Raw genomic sequence first — 26,373 nt, forward strand, 5'->3', positions numbered from 1 at the left:
GTCTGGCTGACGTACTGAAGAAACCCGGCGCAATGCCGGGTTTTCTTTTTGTGTTCTTGTGCAAGACTCATGGATGAAATTGCCCCCACGATTGCAGCCTGGAGGTAATGTTTTTTCTGGACAGCAATACGCCAAGGGCGGCAACGGAGTCAGCATTTCGTCGAAGAAGACTTGCCCTGACGGCAGGGTCACTCAAGCGTTCTATCTGGATGTCCTGTTCACTGTTCACGTCCAACAGTTTCATGAGTTCGTCCTTCTTTACCAATCCATTCTGCGCAAGATCCTGGATGCGGGAAAAGAGATAGGCATTCTCCCTTCCCTCTGCCAAACGGTACGAAGACATCGCCAACTGATCAAAATGGGCGTTCAACTGCTTTCTATTCAAGCTGTTCTGGGTTTCTCTCGTTAACGTCGGGTTCAAATAGGCAAAGTCCTTGGTGTTTTCTGGCTCCAGCACATGAGTGAGTTCATGACTGACAATGAAAGCAGCCCCCAAGGCATGCGTCTTAAACCACGTGTCCGACAGGAATATTCTTTTATAAGGATCAGTAGGCGTCACATAAGCCTGCCCCATGGACCCCGTCACCACAGCAAACTGGTTATACCGTTCACCGTCCTTATAGCTCTGCACGATATGGCTCAAGGATGTGTAGTCATCTGCCAGGCTCGGCAGATGTTTCAGCGACTCAGCCCCCATGGTCACAGACACAAGCTGCTTTAAATCTTCCCCAGAAGTGGACGCCTTCAATTCAAAAATCGCGCCGCCATAGGAAAGCTGCGCAAGCTCCAGAGTCTGTTCAATCGTGGGTGAGTCAGGTGACTTCCACTGTACGATCTGTTCACGCCCCCGGGCCACAATCGACTCGTTGCGGCTTTGGGATTTCTGCTCATATTTATCCCCGATCCCCTGATAAGGCACAGGAACCAATCCGTCCTGATCGCGCTTGCAGACGGGGCTATTGTCGACCATCCGATAGCGGTTCAAACCACCTGCCGGGTCCGGGTTGAGCCAGCGTTGCAACCACGGCGCGTAATACCTGAAACCGTAGTAATACAATCCGCTGGCATCGCGCTCCTTGCCTGAATACCTCACCGTCTTGTACTTGGCCTCCACGACACTGCACGCTGCCCACCATGAAGTACCGCCAAACGGGTAGTAGCTTTCCTGGCTGATCAGGCCGCCTTGCTGATTCAGCTCCAGGGTGCTGGAGCCCAGATGATCACTCAGGTTGTAGCGGACTTGATCGTTGGCGATACCGCTCGGCTGACCTGCCTCCCAGTGCAGCACCCTCACGCCATTACGACCTGCCTGAGCAGTGATGACATGCAGCGTCTCGCCACTGGCATTAGTCCGGATTTCCAGCCCTGGCAGGTAGCGGACCTCATTTTTCAAGGTACGGCTTGAGGTGATGGTGCTGTTGATCTTGCGGCAACGCTGGCCCTGCCCGTCGTAGATATAGCGCTCCTGATCGCTGATTCTCATAGTACGAATCACGGTGGAGATTTCGTGCAGTTGATTGCGTGCATCCCACTCCAGCGTTTGCCCGCGTACCAGTTGCAGCAGATTGCCGTTGGCATCGAAGGCTTCGTTGAAATCGGCATCCACCTCACCTTCAGGCAAGCTGCGATTGCTGTCCGTGGCGACGCGCAGGGTGCGGGTGAAACCCTGCGCACCCACATGGCGCATCTGCAACAGATTACCTGCTGAGTCGTAGCTGTAACTCTGGGTGTAGCGGCTGATCCGGTTCGGGTCGGATGGCAGGTTTTGCTGAGCAGGCAAGGCCGGGCCATGGCTGGCACCGGTGTTGATCTCACGACCTGTGGCCTCAATCAGTTGATACAGCGTGTCATAGCGGTAATGGTTGATTGGCTCGGTGCGCTGGTTGTCGAAGTAACGAATCGGTTGGGCAGCATCTTCGATCTGCAGGATATTGCCGACCGGGTCGTAAGCGTAGTGGAGGTTCTGCAACGTCGGGCTGCCAGCGCGTATTTCCAGCAAACGACCTCCATGTGCATCGTAGATAGAACGGCTGACAACGCCATTGCCCGCCGTTTCCTGCTCGACCTGATCGAAGGCGTTGTAGTGGATATCGCTGACCAGCGCCTGCGCCTGTGTGGCACCGGCCACCATCAGATCGACAGCCTTCAGTTGCCCGGCCACGCTCTGTTTGAAGGACTGCACATGGCCCATGGCATCGGTCTGCCGGAGCGTTTCGCCCACGGCATTGAACGTCCATTGTGTTTCCAGGCAGTTGCTTTCCAGCAAGGCATCACGCCCGGCTTCATCCTGCGGCCAGTCCGGCGTATCCACGTCTTGCAGAAAATGCCGGGCTTCGATAAGTGCCGCGCCGCGCACGCCATAGTCCGGTAAATGCCGTGTGCCAGCCGTATCGTCATGGCGTATCAACTGATTGCACTGGTTATGATCGAAAACATCCGACCCTCCATAGCCAAAGCGCTCGGTCACCTGGCCCTGCTCGATGATTGCCTGCGGGCGCAGCACAGGATCGTACTCAATCTGACGCAGCGTACCGCGACCGTCCCATCCCTCAACGATCTGCCCCGCCTCACCCAATAACCCAAGCCGCCAACCGGCATCGACACTGCCGGTAAACAATGCCTGGCCACTGAGGTTGTAAATCGTACTGAGGTTGGGCAGTGCAAGACGCGGATCACGTTGGCTGACAAGCCGGCCCGCGGCGTCATAGGCTTGATAAGTCACTCGCTCATCGAGAGGCTGATCAGGTTCGCTGCGCAATAACGCAATGCTACGTATCGGGAGACCACGCGGGTCGATAACGACCAGCGTGGGGGTGTGAGCATACAGCCCCATGTTCATCCGCAAGCGTCCCTGTCTGCGACATGAAATGAGTTTAGTGCAGAGAGACTGGCCGATGTGGCCGGGCGTCGAATGGTGTCTGGCTCTTTCGCGCCGGAATATCTACAGACAGGCTATCGAACGATCTACCACGGCCTTGGCCATTTCTGCCAGATGCAACACCGCATGGGCGTCCGGGTATGCAGAGAGGTGTTTATTCGCAAGCATCCCTGTTTGCGGTCTGAAGTGAGTCTAGCCGGAGGAAAGATATCGTTTGTAATGCCTAGGCGAGATTTCCGTTCATAACGGTTTTATTTATTATCTCTAATCGGAATATGTCCTTTAAAATCAGTAACCTACTGTTTTTGTTAGGATAAAAAAAACCACTCGCCCCCACTGTCATTTCTGTCAGATGACAAAAAACCTCTATTGAAAAAGGCTGTCGGTTATCCAGCCGGGAGCACTGACATGACCGACCAACCCTTTTCTCTATTACGGAACCTCGCCAAGGCCGAAGCATCCCCCCCAGAGCGCACTGACGGTAAAGTGGCTTTTGTCAGCGCACTGCAAGAGATGGGGATTACTTCGGTATTCGATATTGTGCGCCGCTCCAAACCCGCCTTCGTGCGGGAGCTTGCCCGGTTGAGCGACGCCAACGGTGAGCTGGCTTATGAAAACGCCCGTTGTTACGCCACCCAGATTGTTCGGCTGTATCGCAACCAACTGGTGTCATCCGGGCGTACGCAAAGCATTACCAGGCGTACCGGTGTTCGCTCGCTGGTGGATATCGGTCCCAGCTTCCCCAACCTGTTCAAGGAAAACTGGGACCTGTTTTGCAAGGTGGGCGCGATTGAAGCCAAGGACTCGCCCGCGGCGTACCTCACGTCCCTGTACAGGTTTGCCAGGGAAGAGCTGGAAGGCAGCACCCCGGAAACAAACCGTATCAGTCTCGAAGACCGTCGCCCGGACCTGAAAGATCTTTTGATCGATCAGCAAAGTACCTTCACTCCGGTGCCGACCTTGCAGATCGTCAATCAGGTATTGAGCAAGGCCATCGACACTTATGTCGATACCGTAGAAGCGGACAAGGACAAGACCATTTATCAATTGGTGGCGGAAAAGAAACACCCCTTTCTGTTCCCGTACAACTTTCACCATCAACAGATCATGCTGGGCCTTGGCGGCAAGAAACCGAGGCTGGGCGAGCTGAGTTACCGTATAAGCCTTGAGGTTCCGGCCACATCTGCCGGGACCAGCGCCTATGGAGCTCTGCAACACAACAGTTCCGTAGCGCAGGTGATGATGAGCGGGTTCAGCCCCGAGCAACAGGCACTTGTGCTGGCCCCTGCCCTGCCCCTGGAACCGCCGCCAGCCGAAACCGCAGATGACGCGCGGGATGATCAGGAAGACCTGCTGACCATCACCCGTTTTTTCAAAGCCAGTTACGGTGTCAGTTACATCCAGGGGGCGGCCAACGCTCTGGATTCGCTCAAGGTGTTCATCGAGAAAACCGGCCTGAACAGTGATGCCGTCGAAGCCGTGCTGGCTGTACACAACCATGCCCCCTATGAATCCCCCAACGTCCTGCCGGCAGGACACAGCGCCATCGAACCTCAGGCGAGCGCTGTCAAATACGGGGCCTGCTATGTCAATGGTCCGTCTGATCAGGCACCGCTGGGTTTGAGCAGAGACGACAAGGGCAATGCACGACTGATCAACACCAGCGTGGACCGCTTCGACCGCCTGCAACGCATGATCCGCCTGCAACGCTGGATGGATATTCCCTTTGCCAAACTGGATACGCTGATCATGGCCGTCATTCGCTCGGAAGGCGAAGCCAACACCGGCCAGGTATTGACTCTGAATACCTTGAGAACACTGGGTACCTATCGCTACCTGAGCAAGCACTACTCCATCGAGCCCGAGGAGTTCGCCGGTTTATTCCATCAATTGAGCGCCTATGCCAGCAACCGGCACTTGCCAATGTACGATCAGGCCTTTAACTACCCTGTCGTGTTCGACACCCCATTGGTACTGGATGGCAAGGACGTCTGGCTGACCAGTGGTGACAGCCTCAGCAACAAGACACTCGCCCAGATCTGCATGGCGCTGGGCCTGGAATACACCCGCGAAAGTCTGTGGCCCATTCTGGTCGACACCCGCAACGCCTATGCTGACGCGGACAAGCCGTTCAAACGTACCTTGTCCATGTTGTCCTCGATGTATCGCCAGACCCGGATCGCTTCGATGCTTGATATTCCAGCCCCGTCCAGCCGCGCGCTGGTCGATCTGCTGGGTGGCGAGTCTTACCGCAATCAGATAGTAAAAGGCGTGCTCAAGGCTCCCGAAACATTGAGCGACGACACCACTCCCGACATCCTCGACATCCTCATGCAATTGGAGTGGGCCGTGAGCTGGCTCAACGAAACCGGACGCGACGTGTGGACGCTCCGTCGCCAGCTGGGAATCGACCCGTCAGAATCCACACTCCCTCAATCGCTGCTCGACCAACTGGATCAACTGGGCAAGGACGCCAGTGCAACCGCACTTGCCGAGGAGCAGTTGGCCCCTTTGAACCTGCCGATCAAGGATGACGGCGGCACAGCCATCGACTGGTGGGGAACCGTGCTTTCTCCTCTCGTCGAATCCCATGGGCTGGTCAAGGCCCTGCCATTGGTGCTGGATGACAACGCTTCGGCTGCCATCGACAAACTGCTCGTTGTCCAGATCGAACCACTGAAACTGGGCGCAGATGCCAAAGAAGCGGCCAGGACCAGCCTGGGCGAATTCGTGTTCAAAGGCTACGTGGTTCAGCACCGCCTGGTGGAAGGCTTGCTGCAGTCCAACGCTGGCTTGCCGCTGGATCGATGCGAAACCGTCATGCGCTGGGCGGGCACCAGTGCTGACGCTTTTCTGGGCAAGGTGCTGGATGCATCGGCGCCTGCAAGCTTCAGCCTGCCATTGGCCGCCAGCAGCCAAGAGGTGATCGACAGCCTGATGACCCTGCTGCGCTACGCCGAGGTCAATCAGGAACTGGGCCTCAGCGCCCAGGCACTGCGCACTTTTCTGGTACATCCACAATGGCTGCATGCCAGTTTCGCCGCCCCGCTACCTCTGTCACTGGCAAGCTTTCATGTTCTGGACCGCTACCGGAACTGGCGTGACAGCTCCGGACATCCGGAAGCAGCCTTGCTCAGCTACTTCGTTCTGGCGAACACCGACGCCACAGCCAGTCAGTGGGCGGCGCGTCTGGCCTCGCTCATGGATTGGAGCTCGACGGAAATAGGAGCTGCAAGCGAACTCCTGGCAAATCGCATCGGCAAATCCATGCACCAGATTGATTGGCTGAGACGCATGCACGGTATCTGCACTCTGACTGGCCTCGGTACCGCCCAGCTACTGGCTGCGACGGCCTTGACCAGCGACAGCACCACCGACGAATGGAAAAAGGTCGGCGACGCCGTCATGGGAGCCAGCCGCTGACCCTTGAATGAACGGACTTACATCAACTGCCATGGAGGCTCCAAATATGTCTCGCTCCATTGATAGCCAGCTCAACGAATCCTTTCGGGATGCACTGGTCGCTTATTACCTGGGTGAGGTGGTTCCCAATTCCCCTTTACTGAGGAGTCTTGGTCTGGACCAACGCCTGAAAACTGCCAACGATCTGTATGAGTTTTTTCTGATCGACAATCAGGTCATCAATGAAGTCGAAACCAGTTATGTGGCCTCTGCCATTGGCAGTATTCAGCAGTTCATCAACGGAGCATTGATGGGCATGGAGCCGGGTTATGACTTGCTGCGACCCACCGAAGCAAACTTCGTCGAATGGCGCGAGCGCAGCAGCCAGTACCCGATCTGGGCCGCCAACATGCAATTGGCGCTCTACCCGGAAACCTTCATTTCCCCGGCCTTGCGGTTGAAGAAATCCGGTTACTTTGAAAATCTGGAAAACGATATCAACCAGAACAAGATCAGTATCGATACGACACAGGAAGCCGTGAAATCCTACCTCGCCAGTTTCGAGGAAGTGGCAAACCTGACGGTGATCAATGGCTATATCGACACTGAGCGCTTTGCAGAGGGCAAGTATTACTTCATTGGCCGGTCTCGTGCCGAGAATATCTATTACTGGCGCATGGTCGATATGAACGAGCGCGCCTACAAGGAAGGCACTGAAGGCCCGAAATATGACTACCCGACACCCGGCGCCTGGTCGGACTGGAAGCGGGCAGAGATCGGGGTCAATGCCAATACGATTGAGCGCACCCTTCGCCCGGTATTCTTCAATAACCGGCTGTTTGTGACCTGGGTGGATATGATTCCTGTCTCCGAAGAGATTGAAGTCACACTGCCGACAGAAAGTATCAAACCCGGTACAGATGGCAGCATTCCCATTATCCCGCCACCCCCACCGACATCCACCCCCAAGGTGCGTCTGCTATTCAATATGTCGTACAAGAAATATGACGACTCCTGGAGCGCACCGCTGATTTACATGGATGTCACGTCGCTCAAAACCTTTACCTTTGCAGACAAGCCGGTCAACCTTGAAACCGATCTGAACAGCATTGCTGTCTTTGACGTTTCTGCGTCGCCGGAATCCCTGTTTATCGCCATCTATGCCGGTGAACATCTGGTCAGTGGCGATACGGATGGATCCACTTCAGATTATGCATTGCTGGAAACCGCGTTTGTTGACAAGAACTTCAACAAGGAAAGATCGTTCCCCAAAGATGGTTACGTGGAAGAAAATTACAATGGAGCAGATGCAGAGCCTAATGAAAGCCGCATTCGTAAAACCTGCTGGGCGCTGGCACTCAAAAACAAAGGAAATTTTCAGTTCACATGGAGTGTTCACATTGGTTTAAAACCCATTATTACCAAACCAGCACTTCCTGGGTCTGCCGACTGGGACTACAACGGTTGGCAGTCCCGGATACGGGCGATGGAAGATCCGGCTATACAACAGCCTACCCTTGACCATGCCAGCTCTACGATACGCTTAACATCCGATATCAATGCCGACATCATCCCGGAAAGCGGTGATAATGCTCCTGAACCGATGACCATTGATATAACTTTTCACTTCAGAGGCGCCCCCCACACTAACTTGCATTTAATAGTAGGCAAAAAAGAAGGCATTTACAACAAACTACTGCCAGGCTCACTCATTACCTTTCTGCCTACAGAGGCAGTACCTAATTTTTTATCCGTTCAGTTTTCCGCTTATATAAGCCATGACATCCGTCTACCTATAGAACTAATCGACTTCATAAGAAACCCAAACCACCTACCCTATGTATTCGGTATAGATTCAAGAACGATCGACGCTACAGACGGCTATATAAACCATTACCTTACCCGACTAGTCAGGCATGAGACCCTTTATGACATAGACGATATCAAGGCAGGGCTTGTCATGATGGAGCTACTAATACCCTTCCAATGCAACGTCACCATTGAAGCGTCTAATACAAACCCTGAAATTACTCTCCATCAGTACATGAGCCACCCTCAAAACATGGCACTGCCTTATGGCCCTCAAAAAATCATCACTAAAACGCAAGACCACGAAAATCTGTTCACACCCACTCCCCAATCCATAACAATCCCCTTTAATAAAGCAACATTACTGCCAACATTACCCGCCACTTTTATGGAGGGTTCAAAAAAATTCTACATTACCCACGGCGTCGGGATTAACACTAAAAAAGACCAGGAATGGATTGGCTCCGCCATCAAATCCACCGAAATAGAACTCACCTGGGAATCCGAAGGCGGCGTCGACCCTATCGCCCCCAAAATCAACAAGCGCACCGATCCACTGCTGGGCATCGCCGAATACATCGACTTCTCTGCCTCCACCATAAAATTCAGCGACGGTTCCTCCAGCGACGAGCGCGACCCGATCCGCATGAACACCCTGTTTGCCCGTGAATTGATCAACAAGGCCAATATCGCCCTGGAAGCGCTGTTGTCCTGGGGTACTCAGCAGTTGCCGGAACCACCGATTGGCGAAGAAACCGCCCCCAGCAAGATGGACTTCAAAGGGGCCAACGGCCTGTACTTCTGGGAGCTGTTCCTGCATCTGCCGTTCATGATTTCCCACCGCCTGAATCTGGAGCTGCGGCTCAACGAAGCCGAGTTCTGGCTGGGATTCATCTTCGATCCGGGACGCAAGGAAAACTCCAGCACCGGCGCGCCAGCCTACTGGAATGTCCGCCCGCTGACCGAGCTGCCGGACCCGGACTATTTCATGCGTGCCCCCATCGACCCGGATGGCATCGCCGCCAGCGACCCGGTCCGTTATCAAAAGGCCGTCTACTTCCACTACATCAAGAACCTGATCGACCGTGGCGACATGGCCTATCGACAAGTGACGCCCGACAGCCTTGGCGAAGCCAAGCTGTGGTACGTGCGCATCCTCGACCTGCTCGGCCCGCGGCCCGATGCCGTGATCACCAGCCAGTGGACACCGATCAAACTGGGGGATCTGGCCGGAGCCAGTAACCCTGGCCTGCGCGAGTTCGAGACGCAACTGATCGAACAGGAGCAACAAGTCCGCGCCAGCGCAGCGGCCAACGAAGGCAAGGCAGTGATCAGCTTCACTCAGCCGTCACTGCGCCTGAGCACCTTTGGCAGCGACCCGACACTGGTGGAGGAAGACAACGGCCACTTCATCGTCCCCATGAATGCCGAGTTGACCAGGTACTGGGACATGGTCGAATCGCGTCTGTACAACCTGCGCCACAACCTGACCCTGGATGGCAAACCCTTGTCTCTGCCGCTGTTTGCCGCGCCTCTGGACCCTCGCGCCCTGCTCGCCGCCTACGCCAATGGCGCCACCGAAGGCGGTGCGGGCAGCCTGCTGGCCCAGGAAATTCCGCACTACCGCTACGCGGTGATGTTCAACCGGGCAAGTAGCGCAGTGGATAACCTGATCCAGTTCGGCAATACCCTGCTGTCGATCATCGAACGCAAGGAACAAGGGCAGTTGATGGAACTGCAACAGCAGCAGGTCTGGGAATTCGCGCAGTACGCCATCGACTTGCAGCTGGAGGCGCAGAAGGTCGAAATCGAAGCGCGCAAGGCGCTGCAAGCCGGCAAAGCCATAGCCGATGCCCGGGCCAGCTTCTACAGCAAACTGGCGGAAGAAAACGTCACTGACACAGAGATCATTGCTGCTGCATCCCATATGGGTGCCAAGGTGTTCAGCGGGGTGGCGGCCATCTCGTCAACTGCCGCCGCGGCGATGAAAGTAGTTCCCAACCATGGGGGAGCTCATGGTGGCCTGATTGGCGGGATGGCCGTCGGAGCAGCAGCAGGCGGCGCTGTAGGTGGTTTTGAAATAGAGGGCATTCCCGAGATGGTCGCCATCGGCGCGCAAGCTCTCGCCACACTCGAAGATAGTATCGGTGACGCTCTGGAACGAGCGGAAATATTACGCCGCCGCCAGCAGGAGTGGGTCAATGCATACCAACAGGCGCATCTGGAATCCGAACAGATCGTCGCACAACTGGCCGTGCATGACGCCCAGGCTCGCGTCACCGCCTTGCAGTTGCGTCAGGCTCAGGAAGCCAGACTGCAGGCCGAAGTCGTTTATGCATTTCTCAACAAACGCTTTACCAATAGCCAGCTGTACCAATGGCTCAACGGCCAGTTCTCGACTTTTTACTATCAAGCCTACGACGCCACGTTCTCTTTGTGCCTGGCCGCCCAAGCCTGTTGGCAATACGAAATTGCCGACTACTCCACCACTTTCATTCAGCCCGCCGCCTGGAAAGACACTTGGCGTGGCCTGACCGCCGGCGAATCGCTCAAGCTGGACCTGTTGCGCATGGATGCGGCGTACCTGGCACGCAACGACCGCAAGCTGGAAATCCTCAAGACGGTGTCGGTGAAGCAGTTGCCTGTCTCCACCGAAGAAGAGCCCAGCATCAACGTCGGCTGGGATGCCGTGGTCGCCCGTCTGGCAGAGGAAGGCATCGCCGAATTCGAAATCACCCAGGCGATGCTCGACGCCGACTATCCCGGCCACTATCTACGCCGCATCAAGCGCGTCAGCGTTTCGCTGCCGGTGACCGTCGGCCCTTATCAGGACATTCGCGCCACCCTCACGCAAACCTATAACGCCGTGCAGATGAATGGCCCGCAAGGGGCACCGAAGGAAAACATGCGCGCCAGCCAGCAGATTGCAGTGTCGACCGGCGTCGACGACGACGGCCTGTTCGTTTTCAACTTCGATGACGAGCGTTACCTGCCCTTTGAAGGCACCGGAGCAATTTCACGCTGGGCCTTGAAGTTCAGTGCCAGCCAGGAGGACATGATCGCTGCGATTACCGACATCATCGTCCACGTACGCTACACCGCGAAAAGCCGCTAATGAAGACGTCAGTAATGCCGTCATGGCGGCCAATAGCTGAGTACTGAACGAACGGATCTTCATCAATTGCCATGGAGGCTCCAAATATGTCTCGCTCCATTGATAGCCAGCTCAACGAATCCTTTCGGGATGCACTGGTCGCTTATTACCTGGGTGAGGTGGTTCCCAATTCCCCTTTACTGAGGAGTCTGGGTCTGGACCAACGCCTGAAAACTGCCAACGATCTGTATGAGTTTTTCCTGATCGACAATCAGGTCATCAATGAAGTCGAAACCAGTTACGTGGCCTCAGCCATCGGCAGTATTCAGCAGTTCATCAACGGAACATTGATGGGCATGGAGCCCGGCTATGACCTGTTGCAACCCACCGAAGCAAACTTCGTCGAATGGCGCGAGCGCAGCAGCCAGTACCCGATCTGGGCCGCCAACATGCAACTGGCGCTCTACCCGGAAACCTTCATTTCCCCGGCCTTGCGGTTGAAGAAATCCGGTTACTTCAAAAATCTGGAAAACGATATCAACCAGAACAAGATCAGTATCGATACGACACAGGAAGCCGTGAAGTCCTACCTCGCCAGTTTCGAGGAAGTGGCGAACCTGACCATCATCAATGGTTATATCGATACGGAGCGTTTTGCTGAAGGCAAGTATTACTTCATTGGCAAGTCTCGCGCCGAGAATATCTATTACTGGCGCACGGTCGATATGAACGAGCGGGCCTACAAGGAAGGCACTGAAGGCCCCAAACACGACTACCCGACGCCTGGTGCATGGTCGGACTGGAAGCGGGCAGAAATCGGGGTCAATGCCAATACTCTGGAGCGCACCCTTCGCCCGGTATTTTTCAATAACCGGCTGTTCGTGACCTGGGTGGATATGATTCCTGTGTCGGAAGAGATTGAAGTGACACTGCCAACAGAAAGTATCAAACCCGGTACAGATGGCAGCATTCCCATTATTCCGCCACCCCCACCGACATCCACCCCCAAGGTGCGCCTGCTCTTCAATATCTCGTACAAGAAATATGATGACTCCTGGAGCGCACCACTGATTTACATGGACATCACGTCACTCAAAACTTTTACCCGGGCAGGCAAGACGGTCAACCTTGAAAACGATCTGAACAGCATTGCCGTGTTTGATCTTTCAGCTTCACCGGAATCCCTGTTTATCGCGATCTATGCCGGTGAACATCTGGTCAGTGGTGATATGGACGGATCCACCTCAGATTACGCACTGCTTGAAACCGCGTTAATTGACAAAAACTTCAATAAGGAAAGATCGTTTCCCAAAGACGGTTTTGTCGATGACAACTATGACAGTACAAAAGCCGAACCTAATGAAAATCAAATTCGTAAAATCTGTTGGGCACTGGCACTGAAGAACAAGGGGAATTTTCAGTTTACGTGGAATATCCGTATCGGATTCAAAACTGTAAAAACAACTGCTCCCACACCCGAGAGCCCGTGGTGGAATTATGAAAGCCTTCAAGAAAAAATAGAAAACATGGAGCCAAAATACTCCCCGACCATTGACTATGCACTATCAACAATCAGACTTACTACGGCCATAAGCTCCGACATACAAATACCCATCGAGACTATGGATATCGAATTCACCAATGATACCATGGGTGTATGGAAACTCACGCTAGTACTCGCACCTCGCGAAGAAGGACTGGTGAGACTTGCTACAGGATCCACACTTCATATAGAGCCATTAGTCAGCCTGGAAAGTCACATCTCGTTCGACATGCTTTACAACAATGAAGAGCTGTTTTTAGGGCTTATGAACTTTCTGCTCGACCCTGACCACTCGCATTACAGTGTCAAGACTGTCGCGGGCAAGGTAACTACAGTAGATCTTGAAAACGGGTTTGTCATGCCCAGCACCATTGATATTCTAATGGGTAACACGGCCATTGACCCAACACTCATAACATCAGGATGTATAAACCTGCTGGACTCCGAAACAACACACACCTACAGCGCATCTTATGGGCCACTGGAAGGATATACACACTACAGTTTAAATCAAGAGTTCATGATACCTCTGGACATGAAGCTTCCATACGCCGACCAAAAAAAAATCAAATACAGTGCCCCCCAAGACTCGTTAATCAGCCCGAGTCTTTTCACCGTTGATATACCTTTTGACAAGTCTACCCTGCTCCCAAAACTGGAAGGCACCACATTTATCGAAAACCAAAAAAAATTCTATATAACTCATGGAACAGGAGTAGATGAAAAAAGCTCGGGGGAGAGTGTAGGTGACGCAATGAAGTCCACCGAAATAGAACTCACCTGGGAATCCGAAGGCGGCGTCGACCCTATCGCCCCCAAAATCAACAAACGCACCGATCCACTGCTGGGCATCGCCGAATACATCGACTTCTCTGCCTCCACCATAAAATTCAGCGACGGTTCCTCCAGCGACGAGCGCGACCCGATCCGCATGAACACCCTGTTTGCCCGTGAATTGATCAACAAGGCCAATATCGCCCTGGAAGCGCTGTTGTCCTGGGGTACTCAGCAGTTGCCGGAACCACCGATTGGCGAAGAAACCGCCCCCAGCAAGATGGACTTCAAAGGGGCCAACGGCCTGTACTTCTGGGAGCTGTTCCTGCATCTGCCGTTCATGATTTCCCACCGCCTGAATCTGGAGCTGCGGCTCAACGAAGCCGAGTTCTGGCTGGGATTCATCTTCGATCCGGGACGCAAGGAAAACTCCAGCACCGGCGCGCCAGCCTACTGGAATGTCCGCCCGCTGACCGAGCTGCCGGACCCGGACTATTTCATGCGTGCCCCCATCGACCCGGATGGCATCGCCGCCAGCGACCCGGTCCGTTATCAAAAGGCCGTCTACTTCCACTACATCAAGAACCTGATCGACCGTGGCGACATGGCCTATCGACAAGTGACGCCCGACAGCCTTGGCGAAGCCAAGCTGTGGTACGTGCGCATCCTCGACCTGCTCGGCCCGCGGCCCGATGCCGTGATCACCAGCCAGTGGACACCGATCAAACTGGGGGATCTGGCCGGAGCCAGTAACCCTGGCCTGCGCGAGTTCGAGACGCAACTGATCGAACAGGAGCAACAAGTCCGCGCCAGCGCAGCGGCCAACGAAGGCAAGGCAGTGATCAGCTTCACTCAGCCGTCACTGCGCCTGAGCACCTTTGGCAGCGACCCGACACTGGTGGAGGAAGACAACGGCCACTTCATCGTCCCCATGAATGCCGAGTTGACCAGGTACTGGGACATGGTCGAATCGCGTCTGTACAACCTGCGCCACAACCTGACCCTGGATGGCAAACCCTTGTCTCTGCCGCTGTTTGCCGCGCCTCTGGACCCTCGCGCCCTGCTCGCCGCCTACGCCAATGGCGCCACCGAAGGCGGTGCGGGCAGCCTGCTGGCCCAGGAAATTCCGCACTACCGCTACGCGGTGATGTTCAACCGGGCAAGTAGCGCAGTGGATAACCTGATCCAGTTCGGCAATACCCTGCTGTCGATCATCGAACGCAAGGAACAAGGGCAACTGATAGAACTGCAACAGCAGCAAGCGTGGAAGTTTGCGCAGTACGCCATCGACTTGCAGTTGGAAGCTCAAAAGGTCGAAATCGAAGCGCGCAAGGCGCTGCAAGCCGCCAAGGCCATAGCCGATGCCCGGGCCAGCTTCTACGGCAAGCTGGCGGATGAGAATGTCACTGACATTGAGATCGATGCGGCTGTTTCTCATATGAAGGCCAGAGTGGCAAGCGGCAGCGCATCGGTCTCGAAGGCTGTTGCTGCAGCACTGAAACCCGTCCCCAACCATCTGGGAGTTCATTCAGGCGCAGTTGCCGGGTACGTATGCGGGGCCGCAACCGGCATGGCAGGAGGAGGATTCCAGCTTGAAGGTATTCCTCAAATGGTTGCCATCGGCGCAGAGGGTCTCGCCACACTCGAAGACAGCATCGGCACCGCTCTGGAACATACGGAGTTTTTCCGGCGTCGTTTGCAGGAGTGGGAAAACTCTCGTGATCAGGCCAGGCTGGAATCGGAGCACATCGACACGCAACTGGCCGTGCATGACGCACAGACCCGCATCACCGCCCTGCAACTTCGTCAGGCCCAGGAAGCGAAGAAACAGGCCGAAGTCATTTATGCATTCCTCAACAAGCGCTTCACCCACAGCCAGCTGTACCAATGGCTCAACGGCCAGTTCTCGACCTTTTACTATCAGGCTTACGACGCCACTTTCTCTCTATGCCTGGCAGCCCAAGCCTGTTGGCAATACGAAATTGCCGACTACGCGACCACCTTCATCAAGCCCGCCGCGTGGAAAGACGCCTGGCGTGGCCTGACCGCTGGCGAATCGCTCAAGCTGAACCTGTTGCGCATGGATGCGGCGTATCTGACGCGCAACGACCGCAAGCTGGAAATCATCAAGACGGTTTCAGTGAAGCAATTGCCTGTCTCCACCGAAGAGGCCCCCAGCATCAATCCTGGCTGGGACGCCGTGGTCGCTCGCCTGGCAGAGGAAGGCATCGCCGAATTCGAGATCACCCAGGCGATGCTCGACGCCGACTATCCCGGCCACTACCTGCGCCGCATCAAGCGCGTCAGCGTTTCGCTGCCGGTGACAGTAGGCCCTTATCAGGATATCCGCGCCATCCTCACGCAAACCTACAGCGCCGTACAGATGAATGGTCCGCAAGGGGCGCTGAAGGAAAACATGCGCGCCAGCCAGCAGATTGCGGTTTCAACCGGCGTCGATGACGACGGCATATTCGTTTTCAACTTCGATGACGAGCGCTATCTGCCCTATGAAGGCACCGGAGCGATTTCCCGTTGGGCCTTGCAGTTCAGTGCCAGCCAGGAGGGCATGATCGCCTCGATCACCGACATCATCGTACACGTGCGCTACACCGCGAAAAGCAGCTGACAACGGAGAGCCAGAGCCATGGACGCTCAAGCACAATCGCAACAACCATCGCAGCCGGCAGTCGCGACGCCCTCGCTGCCCAAAGGGGGTGGGGCCATTCAAAGTATTGGCAAAAGCTGGGGGGCCGTTGGCAGCAACGGTTCGGCGTCTCTGGAAATCGCCTTGCCTGTAAGCCCTGGTCGAGGCTATGACCCTGCGCTCTCGCTCAGATACCAAAGCACCATCGGCAATGGCCTGTTCGGTATTGGCTGGAGCCTGAACCTCGGCTGCGTGGCGCGGCGGGCCAGCAAAGGCGTGCCCGGCTACAACGACGATGATCTGATCCTCGGCCCCAATGGCGAAGCCTGGTTGCCGGAGCGCGACGCCAATGGTGTCATCCAGTTCACCAGTGCCAGCAGCTATAACGGCCATGATCTGGGCAAGACGTATCAAGTGGTTCGCTATTTCGCCAGGATCGAAGGCGCGTTCGAGCGAATAGAACACTGGCGCATCGACCCGGTCGATCCGGGTTTCTGGCTGATTCACGGTGCCGACGGCAGCCTGCATTTCTACGGCAAGAAATCCAGTTCACGCAGCACCGACCCGGCCGACGCCAACCGGGTCGCCGAGTGGCTGCTGGAAGAAAGCATGAATGCCACGGGCGAACATATTCTCTACGAGTACAAGGCCGAGGACGAAGCCGGCCTGCCCGATGATTATCCTCGGGACTTCATTGCCCAGTGTTATCTGTGGCGGGTGCGTTATGGCAACGCCAAGGCCCATCCGGTGCTGTACCTGTGGGACGAAGACTCGCTGGAAAACCTGGAGTGGCACTTCGACCTGCTGTTCGACTATGGCGAACGCAGCATCGATCCAAAGACCATACCGACCTATGCGGAGCAGGCTGAATGGCCGGTGCGCAGCGACCCGCACTCCAGCTTTGCCTATGGCTTCGAGCTGGGCAACCTGCGGCTGTGTCAGCAAGTCCTGATGTTTCATCACTTTGCGGACGAACTGGAGGAGTCACCCTTGCTGGTCCAGCGCCTGCTGCTGGAATACAAACAGACCACTCTCAAATACAACGCGCTGGTCGGTGCGCATTCACAGGCCTGGGACGGGACAGCAATGCATCAACTCCAACAGCAGCCCACCCTGCAATTTACCTACAGCGAATTCGATAGCAAAAACGACATTTACAAACCAATGGATTCGATGCCGGGCCTCAATGACGGCCAGCGCTATCAGATGGCCGATTTGTACGGCGATGGCTTGCCCGGCGTGCTCTATAAAGAGGACAAGAGCTGGCGCTATCGGGAACCGGTACGCGCTGATACAGGCGGTGCGGATGCCGTAGCGTACGGTCCGTGGCAGGAGTTGCCCAAAATCCCGACTGCCGACTCAAACACACCGGTACGCCAGGCGCTCACCGACATGACCGGCGACGGACGGCTGGACTGGATCGTTGCCCAGCCCGGCATGTCCGGTTTCTTCACACTCAAGCCGGACCGGAGCTGGTCAAGCTTTGCGAGCTTCGCGGCCTTCCCGCCCGAGTTCTTTAATCCTCAGGGGCAGATGGCCGATCTGGTGGGTAACGGGCTTTCGGATCTGGCCTTGATCGGCCCACGCAGCGTTCGGCTGTATGCCAATCGCCGGGCGGCGGGCTTCGCAGCACCGACTGACGTCACACATGACGATGACCGCTTGCCACTGCTCAGCGACAGCCCCAATGAACTGGTGGCATTCGCCGACTTGCTGGGCACCGGGCAGCAGCATCTGATCCGCATTCGGCACAATGAAGTCCGCTTCTGGCCAAATCTGGGGCATGGGCGTTTCGGCAAGGGCCAGCTGTTCGCCAGCTTGCCGTTCAGCTATGAAGCATTCGATTCGAGCCGGATTCTACTGGCCGACATGGATGGCTCCGGAGCCAGCGACCTGCTTTACCTTGAACCTGACGGTATTCAGGTTTTCATGAACGAAGGCGGCAATGCTTTTGCAGCACCCTTCCAGCAAGTCTGGCCCGATGGGATGCACTATGACCGCTTCTGTCAGGTCAGTGCCGCCGACCTGCAAGGCCTGGGTTTTTCCAGCCTGGTCATCACCGCACCGCACATGCAACCGCGCCACTGGACCATACACTACGCCGCAAACGCGATGGGCACGCAGCATAAGCCCTACATGCTCAAAGCCACGGACAACCATATGGGCGCGACAGGTGAAGTGACTTATCGCAGCTCGGCCCAGGAATGGCTGGATGAGAAAAAGGACTTGCTTGCGGAAGGCAAGGCCGCTGTCTCGCATCTGCCATTTCCGGTTCATGTGGTGGTCAAACAAACCCAGAAAGACCTGGTGACGGGCAACACACTGACCCAACTGTTCCAGTATCGACATGGCTTTTACGATCCTCGCGAACGGGAGTTCCGTGGTTTCGGCCGGGTCTTGCAGACCGACACCGAAACACCGCCCCAGCAGCAGGAAGGCTTTACCGCGCCAGTACTGAGCAAAACCTGGTTTCATACCGGACGCGACCCACAGCAGTCTTACGACGACTACGACACCCGCGATCCGCAGGCAGTGCCGCTGGGTGAACATCTGCTGTCCCGCTACGACTCTGCGACCCAGACCGAGCAACTGATCAGTGAACCTGACCAGGCCGCTCGCTGGGCAATGGCCCGCGCACTCAGCGGTTCGCCATTGCGCACAGAAGTCTCAAGCACGGACGGCGTGCTGTATTCCGTACAAGCGCAACGCTATCTGGTACGCCAGCTTCAGCCACGATCACCACATCAGCCTTACGCCTTGATGATGCCGATGGCGCTGGAATCCATCACTTATCAATACGAGGCCGAGCAGCTTGATGACCCTATGTGCCAGCATCAGTTGAACCTGGCCTGGGACCATTACGGCACCGTGACTTACGCCGTAACGGTGAGCTATGCACGGCGCAAGAAGCCGCAGGATACGCCACCTTTCGAAGACCCCTGGCAGCAACAATGGTGGCAGGCGTCCCATGACGAAGCGCAGCAGAACTTCTACCTGAACGAGGCTCGCAGCGCAGTCATTCATCTGGACAGCCCGCAAAGCTGGCGCCTGGGGTTGCCCTACAGGATGCGCGGCAACGCCATGGTCGTTCCGGCAAGCGTACTGGCACCGTCGCAGATCAGCTACGAGCACTTCATCGACCCGCAAGGCACATTCGCCGCCCTGCCCCGCACACTCATCGGCCTGTCGGTACAACGCTACATCGGTGCAGGCGATGGGGAGGCGACTTTTCAGGCGCTGGCCGACGCCGTCGAAAACGCAGAACTGGACGATCACGCGCTCAGCGCCTACGAGCGCGTCATGGATGCCGATCAACTGGCCATCAGACTCGCAGAAGTGGGCTACCAACAGATGCCCTCGTTCCTGCCCGATGACGGTTTGAACCTCTGGTCGGTCAAGCAGGGATTCTTCACCTACGCCGGGCCTGAAGCCTTCTATCGCATCACCACATTCAGGCCGACGCGCAGCCATGGCTGGACCAGCGTTGAATACGACCCCTACAGCTTGTTCGTGAACAAGATCACCGACCCGGTGGGTTGCATCACCACAGCGACTTACAACTACCGCGTGCTGCAAGTGTTCCGGATTGTCGATCCCAACCACAACACCCAGGAGGCGGACTACGATGCATTCGGTCGGTTATGGGCCAGCAGTTTCTACGGCACCGAGCTGGGCCAGGAGGTCGGCTTCGATCCGCTCGATCCCGAGACCCGCGTCTGGGGTGGCAGCAACGAGGCAATCAATTCGCCTGCAAGTGCCCTGAGAAATTCGGCAGCCGTTTATTACTACGACGGCAATGTCTCATTTGGTACGGGCAGCATCCCCTTTGCCAGTGCGGTCCTTCAGGCAGACCGCTACCCGGGCGATCCGCAGAAACAGATCCGCATCAGCCTGGTTTCAGTGGATGGCTTCGCACGCACCTTGCAGACCCGGCAACTGGTCGAGGATGGCGACGCCTATGCGGTCGACGAATACGGCAAGCTGATACTGGAAGGCGGCAAACCGAAAATCGTCCACGCCTCGCCCCGCTGGCGGATAAGCGAGCGTGTGGAATACAACAACAAGGGGCTGGCGGTGCGGGTCTATCGCCCATACTTCGCCAACCGTCATGTCTATGTGAAAGACGAATCGTTGCGTGAACATGGTTATTTCGACCGACAGTTCTACGACCCGCTGGGGCGCCCGACCATTACCCTCACCGCCAAGGGCTGGATGCGACGTCAGACTTACCGCACCTGGTACAGCATCAGCGAGGACGAGAACGACACAGCTGAAGAAATGCTGGCATTGAAGGCGTCAGGAGAGCACTGATGAGCAATGCACTGCACTCCCACACCCCGATTGTCACTGCTATTGACGGGCGGGGCCTGACGGTGCGCGCAACCGAATATCGCAAACTTCAGGACCAGGACGAACCGCTCACCCTGACGTCGCGCATGGCCTATGACGCAGCGGGCCGCCTCACTGCGCTCTGGGACCCACGCCTGTGGGCACTCGCGCAACAGGATGCAGCATCACCCACCACCCGTACTTACCGTTACAGCCTTACCAGAGTCCCGCTGTTGACCGAGAGCGTGGACGCTGGCTGGGAACTGACCTTATCGGCTGAGGCCAGCAATGTCGTTGAAAGTTGGGATGCACGCGGCAGCACACGGCAGATCAAATACGACCCCTACCTCAGGCCAGTGGCGACAGTGGAAATCGACGCACAGCAGAATGCCCGCACGATCATCCGCTCGGTGTATGCCGACAGCAGCGATGATTCAGCCGAACACAACCGGTGCGGTCAACTGGCTCGCCTGGATGACACCGCAGGCTCGCTGCATTTTCCCGATTACGGGGTTCTGGGCCAGCTTCTCAGCCAGCCCAGGCAATTCCTGAAAACCCCGGAACTGCCTGACTGGACAGACGCAACGGACTATCTCGACCTGGTGGAAACCGAAGCATTCACCACGCACTGGCAGTACAACGCTGTCGCAGAGCCGACACTGCAAACCGATGCAAGAGGCAATGTCCAACGTGCGGCCTACTCGGTTGCAGGCAACCTGAGCGGCGTCTATCTACAACTGAATTCACAGGACGAAACCACGCTTGTGGATGGCATGGTCTACAACGCATTCGGCCAGGTAGAAAAACAGACAGCGGGAAACGGCGTGGTCAGCCAGATCGTTTATGAGGCATCCACCGGCCTGCTGCAAAGCCTGACCGCTGGCCGCGCAGGCAGTGAAGCCTTGCAGTCGCTGCATTACGGTTACGACCCGGTCAGCAATATCCTGATGATCGAAGACAACGCCCAACCGATTCGCTTCTTCGCCAACCAGCGTATCGAACCCATCAGCCTCTACCGCTACGACACGCTTTATCAATTGATCGAAGCCACAGGCCGTGAAGTCAAAACCGGTGCCAGCCATGGCCCCGCCTTGCCCGTCCTGCAAAACCTGCCGCCCGACCCGAATCAGGTCAGCAACTACACCCAGAGTTACAGCTACGACAGCGCCGGCAACCTGTTGCAGATGCGCCATGTCGGCGCACAAGCCTTTACCCGCACCCTGCGCGTGGCACCGGACAGCAACCGCAGCCTGCCCGAAGGTGAAGTGGAGGTGGATTTCGACACCGCCTTCGACGCCAATGGCAACCTGTTGCAACTGGTGCGCGGCCAGACGCTGGAGTGGGATTTACGCAATCAGTTGCAGCAGATCACCACCGTCACCCGCGCCACCGCAGCGAGCGATAACGAGCATTACATCTACGAAGGCCAGGGCCAGCGCTGCCGCAAGATCCACAGCGCCCAGACCTCCAGCCGCACGTTGAGCAATGAAGTGCGCTACCTGCCAGGCCTGGAAATCCGCACTACCGCCGATGGCGAAATCCTGCATGTCATTACGGCCCAGGCCGGTCGCAGCAACGTGCGGGTTCTGCACTGGCAGGCCGGCCAGCCGAACGACATTGACAACGATCAAATGCGTTACAGCCTGGACGATCATCTGGGGTCGAGCACCCTGGAGCTGGACCAGCAAGGAGGCCTGATCAGCCAGGAAGGCTACTACCCGTTTGGCGGCACGGCCTGGTGGGCAGCGCGCAGTGCCGTGGAAGCGAAGTACAAGACGGTGCGTTACTCGGGTAAGGAACTCGATGCCAGCGGGCTGTATTACTACGGTTTTCGCTATTACGCACCATGGTTGCAGCGCTGGATCAATCCGGACCCGGCGGGCGATATCGACGGTTTGAATTTATATCAGATGCTGGGTAACAACCCCATCAGTCGATTCGATCTGGATGGAAGAATGGATTCATCCGGACAGCAAGATCGAAGCAAAGCCAAAAGGAGACTTATCCACAATACGGTTGTTCATCTGGCAGCGCTGAAACTTATTAAAGAGCGGGTCAATGCAGTCATACAGCAGATAGAAAACTATCTGGACCATGAGGAGCGTGGTATCTCGGCTGTCAAACGCAGCACTTCCCTGATGGGCCAGACTACCGCAAAAATGGCCGGCTCTACAGGCGGTGGCGCTGCAGCGGGAGCCTTGGTTGGGGCAATCGCATGCGGAGCATGCGGCCCCCCCGGGTGGGTGGCGGGCGGAGCTGTACTCGTCGGTGGGTTCGCAGCCGCGAAGGCATCAGGGTACATAGCGGAAAAAACCACTGGCAGACTGAAATGGAACACGGCCATCAATTTGAAAAACAGCGAACTGGACCCTGAAAAGATATTTGATGAAGCTTCGCAAACAGCCCACTCACTGCATGGGACGGTGATACATGCGGCCCGTGAATATACCGATCTAAGAGATCAAAAAGCACGCAACAACATGATGAAATTGATGGCTGGAACAGCATTGGAGCAAACACCAGTGGTCGGTATTGCCATAAAACACGCTCCGGAATTCGTGGAGCTGACATACGAAATACAGCACAGCGAAAAACAGATAGAACCTGAGAAATGGGGGGAGCTGGACACCCATCTGAATACACTGGAGACGGACTTGCTAGAAAGGATGAACGCTCTCAAAGATGAGTTTGAAAGAATCGGCATAGAGTCGGTAAAGGTCAGTGTAATACCGTTGAAAGAAAGAGCATCGGTTGAAACCTTGAACAAAAAGATGAGAACGGTAATGGGCATTATTAAAAACGCCCGAGACCTGTCCATTGAAGCAAGGAAACCGAGTCGACAAAACTCAAAGTTCAAGATGACTAGATTGTGAAAACGACAGGTGAAGCGAATTCGCGCAGACCTGCTGATGCTGTAGATACCGCTCGTGGCCAAGGTCCCTCCCATATGGCCCTGTGGGAGGGGCCTTGGCCGCGATCAGGGGGGATGTGACATACGGCCAAACCGGCCAATGTCACTGAACTAAACTCATGTCAGACCGCAAACAGGGACGCTTGCGAATGAACATGGCACTGCACACTCACACACCCAGGCTGCTCGTTATCGATCCGCGTGGATTGGCGCTACGCAGCGTTGAGTTTTGTCGCCGCGAGCAGGATCAGCCTGTCGATGAGCGTGTGACCTGCCAGGCCTACAATGCGGCTGGACATCTGGTCAGCCAGCGTGATCCTCGTCTTGCACTTCCCAACCTCAGCACGGCTTACAGCCTCAGCAATCAGGCGTTGCTGACCGAAAGCGTCGACGCCGGCTGGCGGCTCGGGTTATTGAACGAAGCAGGCTTGCCGGTTGAAGGGTGGGACAGTCGCGGTAGCCAACGCCAGGTTGAATACGATGCTGTGTTGCGTCCGTTGGCAATCACCGAAGACGGGCAAGTAACCGAGCGGCTTGATTACGGTGGGCCAGATGGTTTTGAGCACAACCAGTGTAACCGGCCAGTTCGCCATGACGATACGGCGGGGACTCGCCATCTACCGGATTACGGTGTGCTCGGGGCTGCACTGATCGAAGCCCGGTATTTTTTGCTTGATCCAGAAGCACCGGATTGGCCACTGGACGAAGCAGAGCGCGATGCCCTTCTGGAAAGCAATCGCCTGGAAACACAATGGGCCTTTAATGCCTTGGGCGAGCCTCTTCTACAGACCGACGCCATCGGCAATGCGCAGTCCTTCAAGCAGACCGTGGCCGGGCAATTGAAAGCCGTCGATCTGACGTTATCCGGTGCAACGCAAACGCTGGTCAGCGATATCCGTTACAACGCCTTCAATCAGATCGAGCAGGAAACGGCGGGCAATGGTGTGATCAGCCACTCGATCTACGATCCTCAAGATAGTCGTTTGATAGAAATCCGGGCGGGCAGCCCGGCGTTGCAGCACCTCATCTACGCTTACGATCCGGTCGGCAATATCCAGCAGATCGAAGATGCTGCCCAACCGATTCGTTACTTCGCCAACCAGCGCGTCGAGGCGATTAATCAGTACCGCTACGACACGCTCTATCAGTTGATCGAAGCAACGGGCCGTGAGGTCAATATCGGTGCCAGTCACGGTCCTGCCCTGCCCGGTTTGCAGCCGCTGCCGCCTGATCCGAACCAGATCAGCAATTACACCCAAAACTACGACTACGACGCGGCGGGCAATCTGTTGCAGATGAGGCATGTCGGCGCGCAGTCTTTTACCCGCACCATGCGCGTAGCCCCGGACAGTAACCGCAGCCTGCCCGAAGGTGAAGTGGATGTGGATTTCGACACAGCCTTCGATGCCAACGGCAACCTGCTGCAACTGGTCCGCGGCCAGACGCTGGAATGGGATCGACGCAATCAATTGCAGCAGATCACCACCATCACTCGCGCGGCAAAGGCCAACGATCACGAACGCTATATCTACGACGGCCAGGCCCAGCGCTGCCGCAAGATCAACAGCACCCTGACCTCCAGTCGCATGCTGAATAACGAGGCTCGCTACCTTTCGGGCCTGGAAATCCGCACCAACGCCGATGGCGAGATCCTCCATGTCATCACCGCTCAGGCGGGGCGCAGCAGCGTGCAGGTATTGCACTGGCAGGCAGGCCTGCCGAGCGGCATCGCCAACGACCAGGTCCGCTACAACCTGGGCGATCACCTGGGATCGAGCACTTTGGAACTGGATCAACAAGGCGACCTGATCAGCCAGGAAAGTTATTACCCGTTTGGTGGCACGGCATGGTGGGCGGCTCGCAGTGCATTAGAAGCGAAGTACAAGACGGTGAGGTATTCGGGCAAGGAACGCGATGTCAGCGGATTGTATTATTACGGCTTCAGGTATTACGCACCGTGGTTGCAGCGGTGGATCAATCCGGACCCGACGGGTGATGTGAACGGGTTGAATCTTTTTTGTTTTGTGGGTAATTCCCCCGTCTGTCATAAGGATATGGACGGCAGGATTTATATAGGGGTACGAGACCCAGTCGAAGAAGAGATACTGAACGCCGGAAACGTTATCATGTTTCGGGGCCTGGATGAGTTCCCGGATGATTTAAAAGAAAATATAAAAAGAGCCTTAGTCAGCAATCAAATCACCTACCAGCATGCAGGCGAAATGATAAGGTATTACCCAAACGAAAGCGCCGACATTATGCGCAGCTTCTTTGGCTACCAATATTCTGATGTCGTACACGACGTTACCCACTCGTGGGAATCCTCTTATATACGGGCCTCTGAATACCTGAGCGATGATGGAGAAGGAAAGTTTCTTGGAATTAGAACCCCTAACGAGAAGCTCAGCGCCTTTATTTTCCCCGAAGACCCTCTAGGCCGGATAGCCATAGATACCAGACATGCCTATACAAAAAAGCTGCCTCATACCATAGGCCACGAGCTGACGCACATAGACGACGTACTGGAAAGTGCAGTAAAAGGCCCTTCCTCAACGGACAATTACTATATCTTCGCAGAATACATCTCCCTATTGACAGGGGGAGGAAATATAACCCAGAAACCCCCATACCAAGCCGTTTCCGAAATCATCACCAGTGGAGGTTTGAACTTGAACTATTTCTCATACATCTTACCGGCCGCCAACAACTTCATAGAACGGGTCAAGACTTTTTATCCTGCCCCTGAGTTCATCACAGATTTAAATACTGCAATCACTCAATTTAATCAAAACCCCGGTATTGCTGCCAGGGTTTCCGCCAATAATGCTGACAGCCTAATGCATGCAGCCCATCACTTACACGAGTATTACATGAAAAACATCTTGACGCAGACTGCCCCTACAACACAGAGACGCGGTCAGCCATAAAAAGAGATACGAAGTTGACGGCATTCGCAAAAAAGTATTCCGGCCTGCAAGAATACAGGAGG

General features: G+C 55.8%; 7 protein-coding genes. 6 read left to right on the forward strand and 1 reads right to left on the reverse strand.

Annotation, left to right across the window (positions count from 1 at the left end):
• Positions 1–67: 67 nt before the first annotated feature.
• Positions 68–2,839: an RHS repeat domain-containing protein gene (locus tag KGD89_RS20585; protein WP_025261651.1), complete on the reverse strand. Its 2,772-nt coding sequence runs from the start codon at positions 2,837–2,839 to the stop codon at positions 68–70.
• Between the two features lie 447 nt (positions 2,840–3,286).
• On the opposite strand from KGD89_RS20585, the gene KGD89_RS20590 reads away from it, so the two are divergent.
• The 6 genes from KGD89_RS20590 to KGD89_RS20615 all read left to right on the forward strand — a co-directional run bounded on the left by KGD89_RS20590 (position 3,287) and on the right by KGD89_RS20615 (position 26,311).
• Complete coding sequence (locus KGD89_RS20590) at positions 3,287–6,301, forward strand: Tc toxin subunit A (protein ID WP_025261652.1); 3,015 nt, start codon at positions 3,287–3,289, stop codon at positions 6,299–6,301.
• 46 nt (positions 6,302–6,347) lie between these two features.
• A complete protein-coding gene (locus KGD89_RS20595; protein WP_025261653.1) occupies positions 6,348–11,204 on the forward strand; it encodes a Tc toxin subunit A-related protein in 4,857 nt (1,618 codons plus the stop codon).
• 86 nt (positions 11,205–11,290) lie between these two features.
• Positions 11,291–16,126 carry a Tc toxin subunit A-related protein gene (locus tag KGD89_RS20600; protein ID WP_025261654.1) on the forward strand — a complete coding sequence of 1,612 codons (4,836 nt, stop codon included), beginning with the start codon at positions 11,291–11,293 and terminating at the stop codon, positions 16,124–16,126.
• A gap of 18 nt (positions 16,127–16,144) precedes the next feature.
• Positions 16,145–20,455, forward strand: coding sequence for a SpvB/TcaC N-terminal domain-containing protein (locus KGD89_RS20605; protein WP_025261655.1), 4,311 nt, complete (start codon positions 16,145–16,147; stop codon positions 20,453–20,455).
• Positions 20,455–23,346: an RHS repeat domain-containing protein gene (locus KGD89_RS20610; protein WP_025261656.1), complete on the forward strand. Its 2,892-nt coding sequence runs from the start codon at positions 20,455–20,457 to the stop codon at positions 23,344–23,346. The genes KGD89_RS20605 and KGD89_RS20610 overlap by 1 nt, the downstream gene beginning before the upstream one ends.
• A gap of 187 nt (positions 23,347–23,533) precedes the next feature.
• Positions 23,534–26,311, forward strand: coding sequence for an RHS repeat domain-containing protein (locus KGD89_RS20615; protein WP_025261657.1), 2,778 nt, complete (start codon positions 23,534–23,536; stop codon positions 26,309–26,311).
• The last annotated feature ends 62 nt before the right edge of the window (positions 26,312–26,373 follow it).

It is taken from the genome of Pseudomonas cichorii, from assembly GCF_018343775.1.
Taxonomy (GTDB): domain Bacteria; phylum Pseudomonadota; class Gammaproteobacteria; order Pseudomonadales; family Pseudomonadaceae; genus Aquipseudomonas; species Aquipseudomonas cichorii.